This is a genomic window from Bordetella saccharivorans (assembly GCF_045862855.1).
Classification (GTDB): Bacteria; Pseudomonadota; Gammaproteobacteria; order Burkholderiales; family Burkholderiaceae_B; genus Bordetella_A; species Bordetella_A petrii_F.
The window spans coordinates 1,674,371-1,694,829 of the sequence record NZ_BAAFZO010000001.1; the positions used below are offsets into that span (position 1 = coordinate 1,674,371).

Genomic DNA, 20,459 nt, shown 5'->3' on the forward strand with positions numbered 1-20,459 from the left:
CCGCTGCAACGGCCGCGTCATGTTTGCACTGCAGAATGAAAAGGATTTCATTTGCCGCCAGAATGAGGGCCATCCATGACCGGCGCAGGCGCCCCGGCGGCGCCTGACCCCCCATAGGTTGCGTACCCGCACATGTCCACGCTCATCCTGGAACACCTGACCAAGCAGTACGGCGACGCGGCGGCCATCGACGATGTCGGCTTCACGGCGCCGGCCGGCAGCTTCACCGTGCTGCTGGGCCCGTCGGGCTGCGGCAAGTCCACCACGCTGCGCATGATCGCCGGGCTGGACACGCCCACCTCGGGCCGCATCCGCATCGGCGAACGCGATGTCACGCACCTGCCGCCGGCACAGCGCCGCATCTCGATGGTGTTCCAGTCGTACGCGCTGTTCCCGCACCTGTCGGTGCGCGAGAACATCCTGTTCGGGCTGAAGGTGCGCAAGGAGCCCGCCGCCGACCACCCGCGGCGGCTGCAGCGCGTGGCCGACCTGCTGGGCCTGGCGCCGTTGCTGGACCGCAAGCCCTCGCAGTTGTCGGGCGGCCAGCAGCAGCGCGTGGCGCTGGGCCGCGCGGTCATTTCCGAAGCGCCGGTGTGCCTGATGGACGAGCCGCTGTCGAACCTGGACGCCCAGCTGCGCCACGAGATGCGGCGCGAGATCCGCGCGCTGCAACAGGCCCTGGGCATCACCATGGTGTACGTCACGCACGACCAGACCGAAGCCATGAGCATGGCCGACCAGGTGGTGCTGCTGCGCAACGGCCGCATCGAGCAGCTCGACACGCCCGACGGCCTGTACGCCAGGCCGGCTACGGAATTCGCGGCGCGCTTCATCGGCACGCCGCCCATGAACCTCGTCGACCTGGCGCGGCAAGGCGATGCGACGCTGATCGCCGGCACCGAGGGGCCGCCAGTGGAGTACGCGCCGGCCGGCGCCGCGCGGCTCGGCGTGCGTCCCGAGCACATACGCATCGATGCCGCCGGCCGGCCCGCGGTGGTGGAAAGCGTCGAGTACTTCGGCGCCGACTCCATCGTGGTGTGCCGCGTCGGCGGCAACAGCGGCGTGGCCGTGCGCGTGGCGGGCCACCTGCGCGCCGCGGCCGGCGACGCCGTGGGCCTGTCCTGGCAGCCCGGCCACCAGCACTTCTTCGCCGCCGACACAGCGGTCATCCCCACCCCCGGACGCCCCGGCGCCGGCCCCCTCTAGGAAAACCATCATGCGACGCACCGCCCTCAAAGCCCTGGCGGCCGGCCTGACCGGCGCCTTTCTCGCGCTGCCGCTGTACGCGCAGACCAAGCCCGTGGAAGTCGAGTTCTATTATCCGGTGGCGGTCGGCGGCCCGATCACCAAGATCGTCGACGACATGGTCGCCGCGTTCGAAAAGGAAAATCCCGGCATCGACATCAAGCCCATCTATGCGGGCTCGTACCAGGATTCGATCGCCAAGGCGCTTACCGCGCTCAAGGGCGGCAACCCGCCGCAGCTCGCCGTGCTGCTGTCCACCGACATGTTCACGCTGATCGACGAAGACGCCATCGTGCCGATCGACCAGCTCGCCGCCTCCGATGCCGACAAGCAATGGCTGGGCGGCTTCTACGACGCCTTCATGCAGAACAGCCGCACCGGCGGCCACGTCTGGGGCGTGCCGTTCCAGCGCTCGACCATCGTGATGTACTACAACAAGGACCTGTTCAAGCAGGCCGGCCTGGACCCCGAACGCGCGCCGGCGACCTGGGACGAACTGGTCCAGTTCAGCAAGCAGCTCACCAAGAAGGACGCGGCCGGCAACGTGACGCAATGGGGCATCGAGATCCCGTCGGGCGGCGCGTTCGCCTATTGGCTGTTCCAGGCATTGACGACGCCCAACGACGCCATCCTCATGAACGAGGAAGGCAACGAGGTCTACCTGGACAAGCCGGCCGTGGTCGAGGCCGCGCAGTTCTGGCACGACCTGTCGGCCAAGCATGGCGTGATGCCGCGCGGCACGGTCGACTGGGGCACCACGCCCAAGGACTTCCTCGAAAAGAAGGCCGCCATCGTGTGGACCACCACCGGCAACCTGACCAACATCCGCAAGAATGCCGACTTCCCGTTCGGCGTGGCCATGATGCCCAAGGCCAAGCGCGGCGGCAGCCCCACCGGCGGCGGCAACTTCTACGTTTTCAAGAGCGGCACGCCCGAGCAACAGGCCGCGGCGCTCAAGTTCGCGCAATGGGCCACCACGCCCGAGCGCGCGGCCGACTGGAGCATCGCCACCGGCTACGTGGCGGTCACGCCGGCCGCCTGGCAGACCGACAAGATGAAGCAATACGCCGCCGAAGTGCCGGCCGCTAAGGTCGCGCGCGACCAGCTGGAAGTCAGCGTGGCCGAGTTCTCCACCCACGACAACCAGCGCGTGACCAAGACGCTGAACGACGCCTTGCAGGCCATGCTGACCGGCGCCAAGACCCCGCAGCAGGCGCTGTCCGACGCGCAGCGCGAAGCCGACCGCGTGCTGCGCGCGTATCGCTAGGAGCCGGTGGCGATGAACCGGTCCCTGCAGGCGGTGTATGGCTGGCTGCTGCTGCTGCCGGCCCTGGCGCTGCTGGCCGCGTTCACTCATTATCCGGCGCTGGCCACGTTGTGGCACAGCTTCTTCTCCACCCCGCGCGGCAACCGTCCGGCGCGCTTCGTGGGGCTGGAGAACTACCAGTTGATGCGCGACGACCCGGTGTTCTGGCAATCGCTGTGGAACAACCTGTGGTTCGCGCTGGGCACCATTCCGGCGTCGATCGCCATCGCCCTGACGATGGCGCTGTGGGTCAACCGCAATTTGCCTGGCCGCGGTTTCCTGCGCATGGCGTACTTCACGCCCACCGTGCTGCCAATGGTGGCGGTGGCCAATATCTGGCTGTTCTTCTACACACCGCAGTACGGCCTGATCGCCCAGGTCATGCAGTGGTTCGGCCTGCCCGGTCCCAACTGGCTGGGCAGCCGCGATACGGCCCTGCCGGCGCTGATGGCAGTCACCATCTGGAAGGAAGCCGGGTTTTTCATGATCTTCTACCTGGCGGCGCTGCAGACCATCTCGCCGTCGCTGCGGGAAGCCGCGCTGCTGGAAGGCGCATCGCGCTGGCAGTACTTCCGCCGGGTGCTGTGGCCGCTGCTGATGCCCACCACCCTGTTCGTGCTGGTCAATGCGCTCATCAACGCGTTCCGGCTGGTCGACCACGTGGTGGTGATGACACGCGGCGGACCGGATAACGCCAGCACGCTGCTGCTGTTCTACATCTACCAGGTCGGCTTCAGCTTCTGGGACACCTCCTACGCCGCCACGCTGACCGTCGTGCTGCTGCTGATACTGGCCATTACGGCGCTGGTGAAATTCCGCTGGCTCGACCGCAGGACGCACTACCAATGACGCGCAAGCTCGATACCCTGGGCGCCTGGCTGCTGGGCCTGCTGTGGATCCTGCCGTTGGCCTATGCGGTGTGGGCCGCCTTCCATCCGCCCGCGTACGCCACCCGCTTCGACCTGCTGGCGCCACTGACGCTCGAGAATTTCAGCCGCGCCTGGCACGCGGCGCCGTTCCCGCGGTATTTCCTCAATACCTTCCTGCTGGTGACCATGGTACTGGCGGCGCAGCTGGTGCTGTCCACGCTGGCGGGCTATGCCTTCGCGCGCTTCGAATTCCGCGGCCGCGACCTGGTGTTCATGTTGGTGCTGCTGCAATTGATGATCATGCCCGACGTGCTGCTGGTCGAGAACTACCGCTCGATGAGCCTGCTGGGCGTGCGCGACACGGTGTTCGCGGTGGGCCTGCCATACTTTGCTTCGGCCTTCGGCATCTTCCTGCTGAGGCAAACGTTCAAGACCGTGCCGCGCGAACTGGAAGAGGCCGCGCGGGTCGAAGGCGCCGGCCCGCTGCAAGTGCTGATGAAGGTGTACGTGCCGCTGGCCAAGCCCATTTACGTGGCGTATGGCCTGGTCTCGGTCAGCCACCATTGGAACAACTTCCTGTGGCCGCTGATCATCACCAATTCGGTGGAATCGCGCCCGCTGACGGTGGGCCTGCAGGTATTCGCGGCGACCGACCAGGGCATCGACTGGTCGGTCATCACCGCCGCCACGCTGCTGTCGGCCGCGCCCCTGCTGGTCGCGTTCCTGCTGTTCCAGCGCCAGTTCGTGCAGTCCTTCATGCGCGCCGGCATACGATGATGCCGGCCGCGGCGGCCGGCGCCGGCGCTGTCACCGCGGCGCCCGCATCCCGCCGCTGAGAAACCGCACCATCTGGTCGATGGCTTCGCTGGCCGAGGACGGCGGGTGCGGCGTGGCCTCGGGAAAGCCCTGCGGCACCCGCGTCATGCGAGCCGTGCCGGCCATCGCGTAGATCAGGGCGCCCACCATCAGGTTGTAGCGCCAGATGACGTCCTCCAGCCGCAAATCCGGCAGGCCGCGGCACAGGGCCTCGACGAAGCGACTGCGCACGGGCTCGTAATACTCGAGCAGGAAGGCGTCTTCTCCCGGCATCGCGAACACGCGCGCCAGGAACTGCATGACGACCAGCGCCGGGCGTCCGCTGGGATCGACGAAATCGGTCAAGCGCATGGGCGGCGTGATGAACGCCCGGATCACGCTTTCCAGGTAATCCCCGTCCTGCCGCAGGCGGCACTGCTCCAGCATGGCCAGGCGCTCTTCGTTCACAGGCACCACGCGGCGGCGGAACATGGCCTCGAAGAGCTGGCGCTTGGATCCGAAGTAGTAGCTGATCGCCGCCACGTTCACGCCCGCCACATTGGCGATGGCGCGCACCGACAGGCCCTCGAATCCCTCCCGCGCGCAGATCTCCTCGGCCACATCGAGGATTTCCGTACGGGTCTGCTCGCCCAGGGCGGTCCGCGCCTTGGCAGGGGCGGCGGCGAGCGGAGCCTGCCTGGCCGGCTTGGATGCATTCATGCGGGTTTCGCGGGGCAGAGTGAATGGAGGTGGGCCATGCTGGCGGCGATGTGATGCGGTTTCGCCATCTTACCGGGGACACCTTCGGCCGTTATAAAACAGTTGTTTATTTTTTTGACCTGAAAATTGGCATAAATTGGCCAAAATCAGCGCCTCATATGATCGATATGAGAAATTATAAAGACTAAGGCATGGCAAAAACGGCTACTTCAAAAAAACCGCTTGCCTATATCCCGCATGAAATCTAGCATTTATGGAAAATAACGGCGCACGACAGCCAGCCGCGCTCATAACAATTTAAATCAATCGATTGTTTGATTTTGGAGACAAGCATGAGCGATCCCGTGATCCTCACCTGTGCCGTGACGGGCGGCGACGACGTGGCCGGCAAATATCCGCAATTGCCCATCACCCCGCGCCAGATTGCCCAGGCGTCGGTGGACGCGGCGCAGGCCGGCGCGGCCATCGTCCATATCCACGTGCGGGACCCGCAAACCGGCAAGCCGAGCATGGCGCTGGAGCACTACCGTGAAGTGGTGGAGCGCATCCGCGCCAGCGGCTCGGACGTCATCATCAATCTGACCACCGGACCCGGCGCACGCTACGTGCCGGCGCTGGACCAGGCCAACGGCGCGGCGCCCGGCTCGAACGTCCGCCCGCCCCATGAACGCGTCCGGCACGTTGTCGAGTTGCGGCCGGAAATCTGCACCCTGGACATGGGTTCGGTGAATTTCGGCGCCGGCGCGCTGGTCAACACCGCCAGCCAGATCCAGGCGATCGCCGCCGCCATTCCGCCTGCGGTCAAGATCGAGCTGGAGATCTTCGACACCGGGCACCTGGCACTCGCGCGCAAGATGATCGACGACGGCGCGATCGCGGCCGATTCGATCTTCCAGTTCGCGCTCGGCATTCCATGGGGCGCCCCGGCCACGACCGAAACCATGCTGCTGCTACGCAGCGCCATTGGCCGCAAAGCCGTCTGGGCGGCTTTCGGCATAGGGCGGCACGAATTCCCGATGGTGGCCCAGTCGCTGCTGCTGGGTGGCCAGATCCGCGTCGGCCTGGAAGACAATTTCTATCTGGACAAGGGCGTGCAGGCGCGCTCGAATGCCGAGCTGGTGGAGAAGGCCGCCGGCATCGCGGCGGCCCTGGGACGCCTGCTGGCCACGCCGGCACAGGCGCGCCAGATGCTCGGCCTGGCCGCCAGGTGAGCGCATGACCACGGTCAAAATCGCCTGCGTGCAGCTGTGCCCCGGCAATGACATGCCGGCCAACCTGGCCGCGATAGACGGCGGGGTGGCGCAGGCTGCGGCGGCCGGCGCACGGTTCGTCATGCTGCCGGAATTCGCCGCCTTCCTGGATCGCAACGGCCGGGCCATGGCACAAGCCGCGCAGCCGTTCGACCGACATCCCGCCGTGCGTGCCCTGCAGGACTGCGCAGGCGCCCACCGCGTATGGCTGCTGGCCGGCAGCCTGACGGTGCGGCTGGACTCCCCCGCGGGCAAGCTGGCCAATCGCGGCGTGTTGTTCGACGACGAGGGCCGCATCGCGGCCACGTACGACAAGCTGCACCTTTTCGATGCGCGCCTGCCGGACGGGCGCGAGATCGCCGAATCGCGCGCCTACCAACCCGGCGACCGCGCGGTGCTGGCCGCCACGCCCTGGGCCAGGCTGGGGCTTAGCATCTGCTACGACCTGCGCTTCCCGGCCTTGTACCGGGCGCTGGCGCAGGCCGGCGCCAGCGTGCTGTGCGTGCCGTCCGCCTTCGCCCGCGAGACGGGGCGCGCGCACTGGCATGCGCTGCTGCGGGCCCGCGCCATCGAAAACGGCTGCTATGTGGTCGCCGCGGCCACCTGCGGCGACCACCCTGGCCCCTGGCACACGTACGGACATTCGCTGGTGGTCGACCCGTGGGGCGCCGTCGTCGCCGAAGCCGGCGAGACGCCCGGCGTGCTGTTGTGCGACCTCGACCTCGACGCGGTCGCGCGCGCGCGGGCGGCGCTGCCCTCGCTGTCGCACGACCGCCGATTCCAGCTCTGCACGCTTTTCTAACCCCCAGCGCGGAAACCCATCATGCCGATCATCAATGCACCGGAACAACGCTCCCGCTTCGTCGCAAGCTCCAGCATGCCCTGGCTGCCCACGGAGTTCGAGGGTATCGAGATGAAGATCCTATACCAGGACGATGCCGGACGCTCGACGATTCTGTTCAAGCTTGCGCCGGGCGCGGTGGTGCCCAGCCATGAACACACCGCGCTGGAAATGACCTACATGCTCGAAGGCACCCTCGTCGACGACGAGGGCAGCGCGCAAGCCGGCGATTTCGTGTGGCGCCCGGCAGGCAACCGCCACATCGCCCGCGCGCCCGATGGCGCCGTGTTCCTGTCGATCTTCAACCAGCCCAATATCTTCGACGACGGCCGGCCGTTCTTCTCCGGCACGGAAACGGACCGGTCATGAACGCATCCGCGACACCCGCGCTGACCATCGCCGCGGTGGGTGATCTCTACCTGGGCACCGCGCTGCGACAGCAATGCCATCCCGCGTTCCTGCAAGCGGTCGGGGCGTTGCGCGCGGCGGATGTACGGCTGGCCAACCTGGAATGCCTGCTACTGGACGACGCCACGCCAGGCGCGGCCGAGGCGCCGGGCGCGTGGGCCGGCGCGCCGTCCACGCTGGCCGCCGAACTGGAGTGGCTCGGGGTAAGTGTGCTGTCTACCGCCAACAATCATGCCGGCGATTATGGCGATGCGGGCCTGGCGGCCACCTGGGATGCCCTGCGCCGCCTCGGCATCGCTCACGCGGGCAGCGGACCTGACCTGGCCGCCGCGCGGCAGCCCGTCTGTATCGACGCGCCCGGCGGGCGGCTCGCCGTCATCGCCGCGTCGTCCAGCTACCAGCCTCACGCCCGCGCCGGCCGGCCAGGGGTGGGGCTGCCGGGACGGCCCGGCGTGGCGCCGCTGCGGTACGGCTCCGCCTGCCATGTCGACGCCGAGGCCTTCGCGGCCTTGCAGCGCATTGCCGCGCAATTGCCCGCGCAAGCCGCCGGCCGCCATCGCGAAAGCGCGCTGGCGCGCCGCTATGACCGCGAGCATGGCCATGCGGACGCCGACAGATTATCGTTCTTCGGCACCGAGTTCATCCGCTCGGACCGGTTCGGCGTGCAATCGTGGCCCGCCCCCGACGACATGCAGGACATCGAGGACAGCGTGCGGCAAGCCAGGGCCCAGGCAGACTTCGTGGTGGCCAGCCTGCACACGCACGAATTCGACAGCGACGCCCGACACCCCGCGGAATTCGCCGTGGCGTTCGCCCGGCGCGCGGTCGAGGCGGGCGCCGATGCGGTCATCGCCCACGGCGAGCATGGCATCCGCGCCGTGGAGGTCTGGCAAGGCCGGCCCATTTTCTATGGAATCGGCGCATTCGTATTCCAGCCGTATCGGTACCCGCGCCAGCCGGCCGACTTCCTGGAGGCCTACGCAATGCGCGACGCCACCCTGGAGCAGGCCTACCAGGCCCGGCGCGCCAACGCGGGCTTCTATGCATCCCCTGATTATTGGGAAGCGATGCTGCTGCGGCTGACCCTGCGCAAGCGGCACATGCCGGCCTTCGAGATCCACCCGGTCACCTTGTGGCAACCCGGCTGCAGCCACCCCGCCGGCATCCCGCACCTGGCCCGCAGCCCCGACGGGCTGCGACTGCTGTCGAAGATCGACGCGTGCAGCCGCCGGCACGGCACGCAATTGCGGCTCGACACCGAGAACTACTTGCTGCGCGGCCCGTAGCGCCGACCCAGCCGGCATCCCGCCAGGCGCCATGGCGCCACCCATCGTCCACAGACAGGAATCCTCATCATGAAACTCTGGTATCAGCTGGTGTCCTCGGAAACGGGCATGAAGCACTTCCTTGCCTCGACGCAGGCGCTGTGCGACAGCGCCGCGCTGCCGGACACCCGCGTGCACGTGCGCGGCACCCGGCAGGGAGCGCTGGGCGATCAATATCGCCTGTTCTGGAACTATGACGTGCGCGAAATCATCGACAACGCGCTGCGCATCCGCAAAGAGGGCGGCTACGACGCCTTCGTGCTGGCCAACTCGCTGGACCCGGCCCTGGTGGAGCTGCGCGAGATTCTCGACATTCCGGTGGTGTCCTTCATGGAGGTGTGCTGCTTCCACGCATGCACCATGGGCGAACGCTTCGGCCTGGTCGTTCCCAACATGAAGATGGTGCCGCGCTATCGCGAGATTCCGATCGGCTATGGCTTGCGCGACCGGCTGGGCGGTGTCGAGGCCATCGAGTTCGACAACATCCGGGGCTTCGATGCGGTCTTCACCGACGCGGCGCTGGGCGACGACTGCGTGGCGCAGATCCTGGCGGCCAGCCGCCGCTGCATTGCGCAAGGGGCGGAAGTCATCATTCCTGCCGGTCCGTCGACCACGCTGCTGGCCGAGCGCGGCATTTTCGAGGTCGATGGCGTGCCCCTGCTGGATTGCTACCGGCTGCTGGTCAAGGGGGCCGAACTGGCCGTCGCGATGCACAAGCTGACAGGCGTGCATGTCAGCCGCAAGCTGTTGTACCAGGCGCCGCCCCAGGAGTACATCGAGCGCGTGGCGCAGGTGCGCGGCATCGATGCGCTGCGCGCCTGACCGTCCTTCATATACAGGGAGAGAGCAATGACGAAAAAAGTGATGCTGGTGGTCGAGTTCGAAATCAAGCTGGAACACCGCGACAAGTTCCTGACAATCATGCACGGCCATGCCAGCCGCACCACCCGGCGCGAAAGCGAATGCCTGCAGTTCGATGTGCTGCTGCCCGACGACGAGCCCCACAAGGTGTTCCTGGTCGAGGCCTACGCCAGTCGCGCAGCGCTGGACGACCACATGGAGAACTCCGGGCTGAAGTACGTGCGCGAGACGTACGGGGACTGGATCATCAGCCGCACCATCACGATCTGCGACGTGCTGGCCTGACACCGGACGCCAGCCATGCAATCGCACCGCCTGGCCATCAACCAGATCACCACGCCGCGCTGGACCCTGGCCGAGGCGGCCGAAGGCTACGCGCGCCAGGGCGTGGGCGGCATCGGCATATGGCGCGACCGGCTGGCCGAATGCGGGCTGGCCCGGGCGCGCGGGCTGTTGCGTGATCTCGGGCTGTGGGTGCCGTCGCTGTGCAAGGCCGGCGACCTGGCCATGCTGGATGCGCGGGGCCCGGCGGCGGCGCTGGACGACTGCCGGCAGGCCATCGACGAAGCCGCGAGCATCGGCGCGGCGACGGTGGTGTTCGTGGCCGGCGGCATAGGAGCCCATGCCGACCTGCGCTCCGCCCGCGCACGCGTGCGCGACCTGCTATGGCAGGCGCGCGAGACCGCGCGCGCGGCCGGCGTCAGCATCGGCATCGAACCCTTCCATCCGATGCACGCAGCCGAGCGGAGCTGCATCAACACACTGGCGCAGGCGCACCGCCTGCGCGACGAACTGGGCGGCGCCGCCAGCGTGGTGCTGGATGTTTTCCATTGTTGGTGGGATCCGGAACTGGAAACCTATCTGGCGCCCCCGTACCTGGACGCGGTGTCCACCGTACAGCTATGCGATTGGCGCGTACCCACCCGTCATCCCGTCACCGACCGCGCCATGATCGGCGACGGCGCGGCGGACGTGGCGGGCATGGTGCGCCAGCTGGAAGCGCGCGGCTACCGCGGCCCCTACGAAATCGAGATCTTTTCCACTGAATGGTGGGACCGCGATCCGGCCGATGTCACCCGGATATGCGCACAGCGCTTCGCGGCCCTGTCCTGCTCCTAGGGCTTGTCCGCCCTAGCCGACGACAAGGCGCGACCGCGCCACACAGGAGACAGACATGTTCAAGCGCTTTTCCCTGACGCGGGGGCCGACCGCCCCCGGCCCGCGGTGGCTGGCCGTGCTGGGCGCGGCCGCCGCGCTCTGGGCCGGCACGGCGCAGGCCGACGCCTGGCCGTCCCGGCCGCTGCGCATCATCGTGCCCTACACCGCGGGCGGCGCCGTCGACGCCCTGGCCCGCCTGGCGAGCCAGTACCTGACCGGGCGCCTGGGCCAGCCCATCCTGGTCGAGAACAAGCCCGGCGCGGGCTCGAACATCGGCATGGAGGCCGCCGCCAATGCGCCGCCGGATGGCTATACGCTGCTGATGGCCGCCAATTCGCTGGCCACCAACAACTGGCTGTATCCCGACCTGCGCTTCAATGGCCTGCGCGACTTTGCACCGGTGGCGCAGATCGGCTACGCCCCCCTGATGATCGTCGTGCCGGCGGCGTCGCCGGCCCGCACGCTGCAAGACCTGCTGGCCGCCGCCCGCAAGGCGCCCGGCACGCTCAGCTATGCCAGTTCCGGCAATGGCAGCTCCTCGCACCTGGCGGGCGAATCGCTGAAACTCGCCGCGCAGGTCGACGTGCTGCACGTGCCATACCGCGGCGCCGCGCCCGCCATGACCGACCTGCTGGGCGGCCGCATCTCGTACATGCCGGTCAACCCGGCCGAGGCCGTGCAGCACATCCGCGCCGGCAAGCTGCGCGCCCTGGCGGTGGCCGCCCGGGAACGGCTGGCGATCCTGCCGGACGTGCCGACCGCCGCCGAAGCCGGCTTGCCAGGCTATGAAGAGGCCGTGTGGTGGGGCCTGGTGGCGCCGGCCGGCACGCCGCCCGAGATCTTGTCCCGCCTGAACCGCGACGTGCGCGCCGCCCTGGACGAGCCCGCCATGAAAGAACGCCTGGGCGAACTGGGCGTCATCGCGCGGCCCGGCCCCGCCGCCCAGTTCGCCGAGTTCATCAAGTCCGAGACCGCGCGCGCCGGGAGGGTCATCGAGGTCGCGCACATCCAGTCCAACTGACGCCGCGAACGGAGGGCTCGATCATGAACACCCGTAGAACATTCCTGGCCGCCGCGGCACTGGCGGCCGCCCCCCTGCTGGCCCTGGCCGGCTATCCGGAAAAACCTATCCAGATCATCGTCGGCGCGGCCGCCGGGGGGCCGACCGACCAGACCGCCCGCGTCGTCGGCGAGCGCATGTCGTTCGACCTCGGCGTACCCGTGGTGACGCACAATATCGCCGGCGGCGGCGGCAGCCTGGGCGCGGCCGCCGCCGCCCGGGCGCGAGCCGACGGCTACACCCTGCTGATGGGCACCATCAGCACCCATGGCGCCAATCCGTCGCTGTACAAGCACTTGAACTACGACGCCATCAAGGACTTCAGCCCGATATCGACCCTGGTCACGTACCCGCTCGTGGTGGTGATCAACCCGCAGCAAGTGCCGGCCCGCAGCCTGGCAGAACTGATCGACTATGCCAAGGCGCACCCTGGCGAGGTGAACCGCGGGTCGGCCGGCGTCGGGACCTCGATGCACCTGGCCGGCGAGCTGTTCGACAGCATGGCCGGCATCAAGACCACGCATATTGCCTACAAGGGCAGCGCGCCATCGATGAAAGACCTGGTGGGAGGGCAGATCGGCCTGTCGTTCGAGAGCCTGGCGGTGGCCTTGCCGCATATACGCTCCGGACGCCTGCGCGCCCTGGCGGTGACCGGGGACACGCCCAGCCGGCTGCTGCCCGGGGTGCCGACGGTGGGGGCAACCCTGCCGGGCTACCGGTTTTCGGCCTGGCTGGGGCTGGTGGCGCCCGCGGGCACCCAGCCCGGGGCGATCGCGCGCCTGAACGAGGCCGTGCGCAAGGCGCTGGCCGACCCCGGCGTGATCGCGGCGCTGCAGGCCCAGGCCGCCGAGCCCGCCTGGAGCACGCCGGACGAGTTCGCCAAGTTGATTTCGACCGATATCGCCCGGCTGCGCGAGCTGATCAGGACGGCGGGCATTCCGCCGCAATAGCGCGGCGGCGCGCCTTCAATACCCCACCGACAGCCCCGGCAGGTCGACGATGATGCGCGGCTTGTCCAGGGCCAGGGCGGCGTGCTCGGCGAATTCGCGGCTTTCCTTGGCGTCGGTGGACAGCGTGTCGTAGCCGAGCGCGTCGGCCACGCCCATGATCTTGTCCAGCAGCAGCACCTTGCCGCTGGGCCGCAGGGGCTCGCAGCCGAGGGTGTCCCAGGCCGCCTCGAACCAGTCGCGCGCCGTTTTCGCGGCTTGCGGGGAAGGGTCGACATCGACGGACAGGTCGACCGTCCGGCGGGCATCGAAGATGACAGTGACGTCGCTGCGCATGGGAAGCTCCGGAAACGTATGGAAACGAGGCGCCGGCAGTATGCCGCGAAGCGGCGCCGCAGACTGTCGGACCTGCGACATTGCCCCCGCGGGGCGCTACCAGCCCTTGGAGGCCTCCCAGGTGACGTCGGCGCCTTCGGCCAGCGAGCGGCGCATCATGTCGAGCAGGGGGAAGGCCCGCTGGTGCAGCTCCACGGTCTGGGCGATGGGGTGCACGGGCGGCTTGTCCGGGTCGTCGGCCTCGTCGGCCTGGCCCGCATGGGCGCGCTCATCCGCCGCGATGGCGCCCTCGATGCCGGCAATGGCCGCCTGGAGCTGGTCGCGCGTGAACACCCCGCGCTCCGGAACCTCGTCGCCGAACGACTTGCCCGCCGCACGCAGCAGCGGGGCGGCATTCTGCGACAGCATCAGTACTTCGGCGGCTACCTTGGAGTGAAACTTGATGAGCATATTGCGGACTCCCACAATGGACACTTCCATACACTACCGCAATGCGCCGGTCCGCGCCAATTGCGTGATACGAGCATGATGCCCGCCCCGGGGCGGCAGGCCGCAAGCCGCCCGCGCGCAGGGGAAATCACGCCAAATCACGCTATGATCTAGGATATTCCCGCGAGTACCGTGGTTTTCGGCGGCCTGATCCACGCCAGCGTGCCGCCGCCGGTCCTCACAACTTTCTTCTGATTCCTCCATGCTCCCCGAGCAACATCAACAACTCGTTTCCCTGATCCAGGCCGCCGTGGCGCGCTGCCTGCCCGACGCCCAGGCCCAGGTGCTGCTGGAGCGCCCCAAGGTCGCCGCCCATGGCGACGTCGCCACCAACGTGGCCATGCAACTCGCCAAGCCGGCGCGCCGCAACCCGCGCGAACTGGCCCAGGCCATCGTCGACGCGCTCATGGCCGAAACCCCGGCCCGCGCGCTGGTCGAAAGCGCCGAGATCGCCGGCCCCGGCTTCATCAATTTCCGCATCACCGCGGCGGCCCGCCAGGCAGTGGTCCAGGCCGTGGCCGAGCAGGGCGACGCCTACGGGCGCGCCGCGCCCACCGGCGAAAAAGTGCTGGTCGAATTCGTGTCGGCCAACCCCACCGGGCCGCTGCACGTAGGCCATGCCCGCCAGGCGGCGCTGGGCGACGCCATTTGCCGCCTGTACGAAGCCACCGGCCGGGACGTCACCCGCGAGTTCTACTACAACGACGCCGGCAACCAGATCCACAACCTGGCCATCAGCGTACAGGCGCGCGCCCGCGGCATCGGCCCCGATTCCCCCGACTACCCGGCCGACGGCTACAAGGGCGACTACATCCTCGACATCGCCCAGGACTTCATCGCCGGCAAGACCATCCAGGCGGCCGACGGCGCGGCCGTCACGGCCACGGGCAACATCGACAGCCTCGATGACATCCGGGTCTTCGCGGTGGCCTACCTGCGGCGCGAACAGGACCTCGACCTGCAGGCCTTCGGCCTGGCATTCGACAACTACTACCTGGAAAGCTCGCTGTATACCTCCGGCCGGGTCGAGCAGACCGTGCAGGCGCTCATCGCCAAGGGCCACACCTACGAGCAGGACGGCGCGCTGTGGCTTCGCACCACCGACCTCGGCACCGGCGACGACAAAGACCGCGTCATGCGCAAGCGGGAAGGCGGCTACACCTATTTCGTGCCCGACGTGGCCTACCACAAGGCCAAGTGGGAACGCGGCTTCCACCTGGCCGTCAACATCCAGGGCAGCGACCACCACGGCACCGTGGCGCGCGTGCGCGCCGGCCTGCAGGCCCTGGAAGAGGGCATCCCCAAGGACTACCCCGCCTACGTGCTGCACAAGATGGTCAAGGTGATGCGCGGCGGCGAAGAGGTCAAGATCTCCAAGCGCGCCGGCAGCTACGTCACCCTGCGCGACCTCATCGACTGGGTGGGCCGCGACGCGGTGCGCTATTTCCTGATCCAGCGCCGCGCCGACACCGAATTCGTCTTCGACATCGACCTGGCGCTGTCCAAGAGCGACGAGAACCCGGTGTACTACATCCAGTACGCCCACGCCCGCATCTGCTCCATGATCGCCAACTCGGGCGCCGACGACGCCCGCATCGCGCAGGCCGACGCCGCGCTGCTGGCCGCGCCCTCCGAGTTCGCGCTGATGCAGCGCCTGGCGGGCTTCCCGCAGGTGGTGGCGCTGGCCGCGCAAGAACTGTCGCCGCACCACATCGCATTCTGGCTGCGCGACTGCGCCTCCGACTTCCACGCCTGGTACAACGCCGAACGCGTGCTGGTCGACGACGAACCCCTCAAACTGGCCCGCCTGCGCCTGGCCGCCACGACGCGGCAGGTGCTGGCCAACGGGCTGGCGCTGCTGGGCGTATCGGCCCCGCAACGGATGTAAGCTTCGACATGGCCACCAAACGCAAATCGTCCCGCCAACCGAAACAACGCGGCAGCACCATGTACGGCGCCCTGGCCGGCCTGCTGATCGGCCTGATCATCGCGGCCATCGTGGCGTTCTACGTCACCAAGGCGCCGATGCCCTTCGTCGACCGCGCCACCCGCGAACCCGACAGCGCCCAGCAGCCCGACCCGCGCCAGGCGCCCGACCCCAACCTGGGCCTGTATGGCCGCGACGGCGCCGCCGGCACCCCGCCCAGCGGCCCCACCGCCACGGCGCCCGCGCCGCTGCCCGGGGTGCAGCCCTCGACGCCGCCATCCCAGCCCAAGAACCAGCCCGACGAGCTCGGCGCCCTGATCGCCACGCTGCCACCGGGCGGCGCCCAGCCCGCCGCGCCCGCGGCCCCGGCGGCGCCGCCTGCCCGCGCCCCGGCGCCGGCCACGGGCAAGTACTATCTGCAGGCCGGCGCCTATCGCGTGCTGGAAGACGCCGAGGCGCTCAAGGCGCGCATCCTGCTGCTGGGGCTGCCGGTGGCCGTGCAGCGCGCCGAGGTCAACGGCATGCAGGTCAACCGCGTGCGGGTCGGCCCGTTCACCCGCCTGGACGACATGAACCGCGCCCGCAGCCGCCTGGGCGAGAACAAGATCGAATCGGCGGTGGTGCGCCAGTGACGGCCGCCCCGCAACATTGAACTTAAGCGCGCCGCCGCCGGTCTGTAACCCTAACTTCTACTCAGGACACGCCCGATGCAGTTCACCATGATCACCCGCCTGGCCGCCGCCGCCGCGCTGGCCGCCACCACGTTCTTCGCGCCGGCCGCGCACGCCCAGGATGCCCAGCGGTACGTGGCCGTCAGCCCCGCGCTGCCTTCGGATACCCCGGGCAAGATCGAAGTGCTGGAATTCTTCGCCTATACCTGCCCGCACTGCGCCACCATGCAGCCCATGGTCGAGCAATGGGCCAAGACGGCGCCTCCGGACGTCGTGCTCAAGCAGGTGCCCATCGCCTTCAACGCCAGCATGAAGCCGCTGCAGCAGCTGTACTACACGCTGCAGGCCCTGAACCGCGCCGACCTGCATCCCAAGGTATTCGCCGCCATGCACGTCGAGCGCAAGCGCCTGTTCGACAAGAAGGCCATGGGCGACTGGGCGGCCGAACAGGGCGTGGACCGCGCCAAGTTCGACGCCGTGTTCGATTCCTTCAGCGTCCAGACGCAGGTGCAGCGCGCCGACCAGCTGGCCGAGGCCTACCATATCGACGGCACCCCCGCGTTCGGCGTCGGCGGCCGCTACCTGACCTCGCCGGCGCTGGCCGGCAACAGCTACGAAGGCGCCCTGCAGGAAGTCGACCAGCTCATCAAGATGGCGCGCGAGCAATAAGCCCCGCGCCCCCCCCCGCCGCCGCCTCACGCGGCGGCCGCCTGCTCCAGGGCCTGCGTCAAGTCGGCGATCAGGTCCCTGGGGTCCTCCAGCCCGATGTGCAGCCGCACCAGGGCATGCTCCCCTCCCTGCCAGTAATGGTGGCGCGCCAGCTCTCCCGGCGCGACCCACTGCACCAGGCTTTCGAAGCCGCCCCACGAGAACCCGATGCCGAACAGCCGCAACGCGTCGACGAACCGGCGCGAAGCCGGCGGCGCCAGGCGCAGTTCGACGGCCAGCATGCCGTTCGAGCCGGTGCAATCGCGTTGCCACAGCGCGTGGCCGGCATCGCCAGGCCAGGCTGGATGATAGATGCGCGCCACTTCGGGACGCCCGGCCAGGAACTCGCAGACCTGCATGGCATGGCGCGCGTGCTGCGCCATGCGTATCGGCAGGGTGCGCACGCCGCGCAGCGCCAGCCAGGCGTCGTCGGCGCTGACCGAGTAGCCCATGGCGTACTGCGTGCGATTGAGACGCTGGGCGACCTCCGCGTCATTGGTGATCACGGCGCCCAGCATCAAGTCCGAGTGGCCGCCCACGTACTTGGTGCCCGCCACGACCGACACATGCGCGCCCAGCTCCAGCGGCCGGTAGACATATCCGGAACCCCAGGTGTTGTCGCAGGCCAGGACCAAGTCGTGGGCCCGGGCAAAGCGCGCCAGCGCGGGCAGGTCGAGCATCTGGAACAGCAGCGAACCGGGCGACTCGACATACACCATGCGGGTATTGGGGCGCACCAGCGCCTCCAGGTCGTCGTCGGCGCTGAAATAGGTGATTTCGATATTCATCCGCTTGAGCAGGGCGGCGTCCAGTTCGTACACCGGGCCGTAGACGCAGTCGGCCACCAGCGCATGGTCGCCGGCCGACAGCAGCGAAGCCATCGCCATGGTGATGGCGCCCAGACCCGACGACGCCAGGTAGCAGTGCGTGCCGCCCTCGAGCTGCATGAATACCTGTTCGAGCGCGGCATGGGTGTCCATGCCCATGCGGCCGTAGGTGGCGGCGCGCTCGCCGGCTTTCTTGCGGCGCTGGGTGGCCTCCAGGGCATCGAGGTTCTGGAAGCGCACCGTGCTGGCCCGCATCGACGGCAGGTTGACCGGCGCCGAGCCGGTCGCGGGGTTGAACGAGGCGGTAGCGGTGTGCTGCAGCAGCGTATCGATGTGCGGGGCGTTGTCTTTGGCCATGATGATGCGGAGGGAAGCGACGGGAAACTTCGATATTAGGAGATTCGCCGCTGGCGCGGAATCGTTGGCGAGCGATTGCCAGCGCACTCCGGCGCGCAGTACCCTTGAAGCCCGCTCATTTTCCAGGCCGCACGCAGCCTGCGCTGCCGCCCGCCGAACCATGCCGCCCCCCGACACGCTGCTCGCCTTCTTCGGTATTGCCGTATTGCTGGCCCTGACGCCGGGGCCCGACAACCTGTTCGTCCTGATGCAGTCGGCCATCTGGGGGCGAACCGCCGGCATGCTGGTGGTGCTGGGCCTGTGCACCGGGCTGCTGGGCCACACGGCCGCCGTGGCGGCGGGGCTGGCGGCGGTGTTCGCGGCCTCGCCTCATGCGTTCACGGCGCTGAAGCTGGTCGGGGCGGCCTACCTGGCGTACCTGGCATGGCAGGCGCTGCGCGCGCCCGGCGGGCCGGCCAGCGCGCAGCGGCCAGCGCCGCTGGCGGGCGGCGCCCTGTACCGGCGCGGCATCATCATGAACCTCACCAACCCCAAGGTGCTGCTGTTCTTCTTCGCGTTCCTGCCGCAGTTCACCTCGCCGGCGCACGGCTCGGTAGGCCTGCAGACCATCGTGCTGGGGGCGGTCTTCATGGCGGCCACGCTGCTGGTGTTCGGCGCGATTGCATTCTTCTCGGGCACCTTCGGCCAGCTCCTGCAGCGCTCGCCCACCGCCTCGCGCTGGCTCAATCGCCTGGCCGGGGTGGTGTTCCTGGGCCTGGCGGTACGGCTGGCCACGGCCAGCCGCTAGCAGCGGCGCGCACGCCGCCATGCGGCATGCGGCACGCGCCGGTCAGCGCGCCGTGAAGCGCACGATGCCGTCGTCGCCGGTGCGGCGCGCTACCTTGCCGTCGAAATACAGCGCATGCAGGTGCGCCAGCGCCTCGCCCATGGCGAAGGTGAGCTGGTGCAGATCGAGCTTGCGCTTGAACAGCACCGGCACGATGTCGGCGGTGGACTGCGGCTGGACACAGGCTTGCAACACGTCCTGCAGCCGGTCGGCATGATGCTGGTGCTGCTGGGCAATGCGCTGGTGCAGGCCCTTGAACGGACGGCCATGCGACGGCAGCACCAGGGTATCGGCCGGCAGGTCGACATAGCGGTCGAGCGAGCGCAGATAGAGCGGCAACGGGTTGGCGTCCGGCTCGTAGTCGAACACGCTGACGTTGGTCGAAATGCGCGGCAGCACCATGTCGCCGGAGATCAGCGTCGCCAGGTCCGGACTGTACAGCGACACGTGTTCCGGAGCGTGCCCGTAGCCCACGATGACGCGCCACGGCCGGCCGCCGATGCGCACATCGTCGCCATGCAGCAGGCGGGTGTAGCGCGACGGCATGGCGGGCACCAGGCCTGGGTAGTAGCCGGCGCGCCGGCGGATCTGCTCCTGCGCGTCGGCGTCGACCAGCCCGTGACGGGCGAAGTGCTCCACCGCGGCCTGGCCGTTGGGGCCGGAGCCCGACTGGCGCGACGACCACAGCGACGCCACCATGTAATCCGTCATGCTCATCCATAGCGGCGCGTCCCAGCGCTCGCACAACCAATGGGCCAGGCCGACGTGGTCGGGGTGCATGTGCGTGACGATGACGCGCAACACCGGCAGGCCGTCCAGTTCCTTGGCGAATACCTGTTCCCATAGCGTCTTGACCTCATCGCGCGCGATGCCGCAGTCGACGATGGTCCAGCCCGGGCGCCCGTCGACTTCATCGCGCAGCAGCCACAGGTTGATGTGGTCCAGCGCAAACGGCAGCGGCATGCGGATCCATTTCACGCCATCGGCCACCTCGCGGGCAACGCCGGCTTCGGGCTGGACATCGCCCCAGGGATACTGCAATTGATGCTCGTTGGGATTCATGGAAGCTCTCGTATTGGCTTGACGATTGTTCCAAGCCATCATAATTTACGTTTACGTAAACTGCCAAACCTCGCATGCCCGCCACCTGGACGATTTCCGAGCTCTCGCGCGAGTTCGACATCACGCCCCGCACCATCCGCTTCTATGAAGACCAGGGCATCGTCAGCCCTGCGCGGGATGGCCGCAATCGCGTGTACAGCCCGCGCGACCGCACGCGCCTGAAGCTCGCGCTGCGCGGCAAGCGGCTCGGGCTGCAGCTGTCGGAAATCCGCGCCCTCATCGACATGTACGATGGCCCCGGCGACAGCACGCCGCAATTGCGGCATTATCTCGACGTGCTGGCCTCGCACCGCGCGGCCCTCGAGCAGCAGCGGCGCGACATCGAAGACACGCTGTCGGAAATCGCCGAACAAGAGCGGCAGTGCCGCCTGCTGCTGGCCCAGAAACCCTGACACGCGCCGCGCGCCCGCC

23 protein-coding genes are annotated in these 20,459 nt (G+C 68.5%); 18 read left to right on the plus strand and 5 right to left on the minus strand.

What is annotated here, in order from left to right; genetic code table 11:
* Positions 1-132 precede the first annotated feature (132 nt).
* From ACKTT0_RS08040 to ACKTT0_RS08055, 4 genes are read left to right on the plus strand one after another with little or no spacing between them, the layout of a single operon-like run.
* Positions 133-1,206, plus strand: coding sequence for an ABC transporter ATP-binding protein (locus ACKTT0_RS08040; RefSeq protein WP_407849420.1), 1,074 nt, complete (start codon positions 133-135; stop codon positions 1,204-1,206).
* Between the two features lie 10 nt (positions 1,207-1,216).
* Complete coding sequence (locus ACKTT0_RS08045; RefSeq protein WP_407849421.1) at positions 1,217-2,512, plus strand: ABC transporter substrate-binding protein; 1,296 nt, start codon at positions 1,217-1,219, stop codon at positions 2,510-2,512.
* Positions 2,513-2,524: 12 nt separating this feature from the next.
* Positions 2,525-3,400: a carbohydrate ABC transporter permease gene (locus ACKTT0_RS08050; RefSeq protein ID WP_407849422.1), complete on the plus strand. Its 876-nt coding sequence runs from the start codon at positions 2,525-2,527 to the stop codon at positions 3,398-3,400.
* Complete coding sequence (locus ACKTT0_RS08055) at positions 3,397-4,197, plus strand: carbohydrate ABC transporter permease (protein WP_028353801.1); 801 nt, start codon at positions 3,397-3,399, stop codon at positions 4,195-4,197. The genes ACKTT0_RS08050 and ACKTT0_RS08055 overlap by 4 nt, the downstream gene beginning before the upstream one ends.
* 30 nt (positions 4,198-4,227) lie before the next feature.
* On the opposite strand, the gene ACKTT0_RS08060 is transcribed toward ACKTT0_RS08055, so the two are convergent.
* Positions 4,228-4,935, minus strand: coding sequence for a TetR/AcrR family transcriptional regulator (locus tag ACKTT0_RS08060; RefSeq protein ID WP_407849423.1), 708 nt, complete (start codon positions 4,933-4,935; stop codon positions 4,228-4,230).
* Positions 4,936-5,267: 332 nt separating this feature from the next.
* On the opposite strand from ACKTT0_RS08060, the gene ACKTT0_RS08065 reads away from it, so the two are divergent.
* The 9 genes from ACKTT0_RS08065 to ACKTT0_RS08105 all read left to right on the plus strand — a co-directional run bounded on the left by ACKTT0_RS08065 (position 5,268) and on the right by ACKTT0_RS08105 (position 12,788).
* Positions 5,268-6,146: a beta-keto acid cleavage family enzyme gene (locus ACKTT0_RS08065; protein WP_407849424.1), complete on the plus strand. Its 879-nt coding sequence runs from the start codon at positions 5,268-5,270 to the stop codon at positions 6,144-6,146.
* Positions 6,147-6,150: 4 nt separating this feature from the next.
* The gene (locus tag ACKTT0_RS08070; RefSeq protein WP_407849425.1) at positions 6,151-6,987 is read left to right on the plus strand and encodes a carbon-nitrogen hydrolase family protein; all 837 of its coding nucleotides are present in this window, start codon (positions 6,151-6,153) and stop codon (positions 6,985-6,987) included.
* A gap of 21 nt (positions 6,988-7,008) precedes the next feature.
* Positions 7,009-7,395: a cupin domain-containing protein gene (locus ACKTT0_RS08075; RefSeq protein ID WP_407849426.1), complete on the plus strand. Its 387-nt coding sequence runs from the start codon at positions 7,009-7,011 to the stop codon at positions 7,393-7,395.
* Positions 7,392-8,720 (plus strand): CapA family protein, encoded by a 1,329-nt coding sequence (locus ACKTT0_RS08080; RefSeq protein WP_407849427.1) that lies wholly within the window; start codon positions 7,392-7,394, stop codon positions 8,718-8,720. The genes ACKTT0_RS08075 and ACKTT0_RS08080 overlap by 4 nt, the downstream gene beginning before the upstream one ends.
* A gap of 69 nt (positions 8,721-8,789) precedes the next feature.
* Positions 8,790-9,581, plus strand: a complete 792-nt coding sequence (locus tag ACKTT0_RS08085) for an aspartate/glutamate racemase family protein (protein ID WP_407849428.1) — start codon at positions 8,790-8,792, stop codon at positions 9,579-9,581.
* Positions 9,582-9,608: 27 nt separating this feature from the next.
* Positions 9,609-9,905 carry a putative quinol monooxygenase gene (locus tag ACKTT0_RS08090; RefSeq protein WP_407849429.1) on the plus strand — a complete coding sequence of 99 codons (297 nt, stop codon included), beginning with the start codon at positions 9,609-9,611 and terminating at the stop codon, positions 9,903-9,905.
* A 15-nt stretch (positions 9,906-9,920) separates the two neighbouring features.
* Positions 9,921-10,739, plus strand: coding sequence for a sugar phosphate isomerase/epimerase family protein (locus ACKTT0_RS08095; protein ID WP_407849430.1), 819 nt, complete (start codon positions 9,921-9,923; stop codon positions 10,737-10,739).
* A 55-nt stretch (positions 10,740-10,794) separates the two neighbouring features.
* The gene (locus ACKTT0_RS08100) at positions 10,795-11,799 is read left to right on the plus strand and encodes a tripartite tricarboxylate transporter substrate binding protein (RefSeq protein ID WP_407849431.1); all 1,005 of its coding nucleotides are present in this window, start codon (positions 10,795-10,797) and stop codon (positions 11,797-11,799) included.
* Positions 11,800-11,822: 23 nt separating this feature from the next.
* The gene (locus ACKTT0_RS08105) at positions 11,823-12,788 is read left to right on the plus strand and encodes a Bug family tripartite tricarboxylate transporter substrate binding protein (protein ID WP_407849432.1); all 966 of its coding nucleotides are present in this window, start codon (positions 11,823-11,825) and stop codon (positions 12,786-12,788) included.
* Positions 12,789-12,803: 15 nt separating this feature from the next.
* Here the strand turns inward: ACKTT0_RS08105 and ACKTT0_RS08110 are convergent, their stop codons facing one another.
* Both ACKTT0_RS08110 and ACKTT0_RS08115 read right to left on the minus strand, forming a co-directional pair.
* Positions 12,804-13,121, minus strand: a complete 318-nt coding sequence (locus tag ACKTT0_RS08110; protein WP_028353802.1) for a hypothetical protein — start codon at positions 13,119-13,121, stop codon at positions 12,804-12,806.
* A gap of 96 nt (positions 13,122-13,217) precedes the next feature.
* Positions 13,218-13,571 carry a DUF1840 domain-containing protein gene (locus ACKTT0_RS08115; RefSeq protein WP_407849433.1) on the minus strand — a complete coding sequence of 118 codons (354 nt, stop codon included), beginning with the start codon at positions 13,569-13,571 and terminating at the stop codon, positions 13,218-13,220.
* A gap of 241 nt (positions 13,572-13,812) precedes the next feature.
* On the opposite strand from ACKTT0_RS08115, the gene argS reads away from it, so the two are divergent.
* From argS to ACKTT0_RS08130, 3 genes are all read left to right on the plus strand, one after another.
* A complete protein-coding gene (argS, locus tag ACKTT0_RS08120) occupies positions 13,813-15,498 on the plus strand; it encodes an arginine--tRNA ligase (protein WP_407849434.1) in 1,686 nt (561 codons plus the stop codon).
* Positions 15,499-15,506: 8 nt separating this feature from the next.
* On the plus strand, positions 15,507-16,169 hold the full coding sequence (locus tag ACKTT0_RS08125; protein WP_407849435.1) for an SPOR domain-containing protein: 663 nt from the start codon (positions 15,507-15,509) through the stop codon (positions 16,167-16,169).
* A 75-nt stretch (positions 16,170-16,244) separates the two neighbouring features.
* The gene (locus ACKTT0_RS08130; protein WP_407849436.1) at positions 16,245-16,877 is read left to right on the plus strand and encodes a thiol:disulfide interchange protein DsbA/DsbL; all 633 of its coding nucleotides are present in this window, start codon (positions 16,245-16,247) and stop codon (positions 16,875-16,877) included.
* 26 nt (positions 16,878-16,903) lie between these two features.
* On the opposite strand, the gene metC is transcribed toward ACKTT0_RS08130, so the two are convergent.
* Positions 16,904-18,100 (minus strand): cystathionine beta-lyase, encoded by a 1,197-nt coding sequence (gene metC / locus ACKTT0_RS08135; RefSeq protein WP_407849437.1) that lies wholly within the window; start codon positions 18,098-18,100, stop codon positions 16,904-16,906.
* Between the two features lie 160 nt (positions 18,101-18,260).
* Between metC and ACKTT0_RS08140 the strand changes: the two genes are divergently transcribed.
* Positions 18,261-18,887 (plus strand): LysE family translocator, encoded by a 627-nt coding sequence (locus ACKTT0_RS08140; RefSeq protein ID WP_407849438.1) that lies wholly within the window; start codon positions 18,261-18,263, stop codon positions 18,885-18,887.
* 42 nt (positions 18,888-18,929) lie between these two features.
* Here ACKTT0_RS08140 and ACKTT0_RS08145 read toward each other — a convergent pair whose 3' ends face one another.
* Positions 18,930-19,988 (minus strand): MBL fold metallo-hydrolase, encoded by a 1,059-nt coding sequence (locus tag ACKTT0_RS08145; RefSeq protein ID WP_407849439.1) that lies wholly within the window; start codon positions 19,986-19,988, stop codon positions 18,930-18,932.
* A gap of 74 nt (positions 19,989-20,062) precedes the next feature.
* Between ACKTT0_RS08145 and ACKTT0_RS08150 the strand changes: the two genes are divergently transcribed.
* Positions 20,063-20,440 (plus strand): MerR family transcriptional regulator, encoded by a 378-nt coding sequence (locus tag ACKTT0_RS08150; protein WP_407849440.1) that lies wholly within the window; start codon positions 20,063-20,065, stop codon positions 20,438-20,440.
* Positions 20,441-20,459 lie beyond the last annotated feature (19 nt).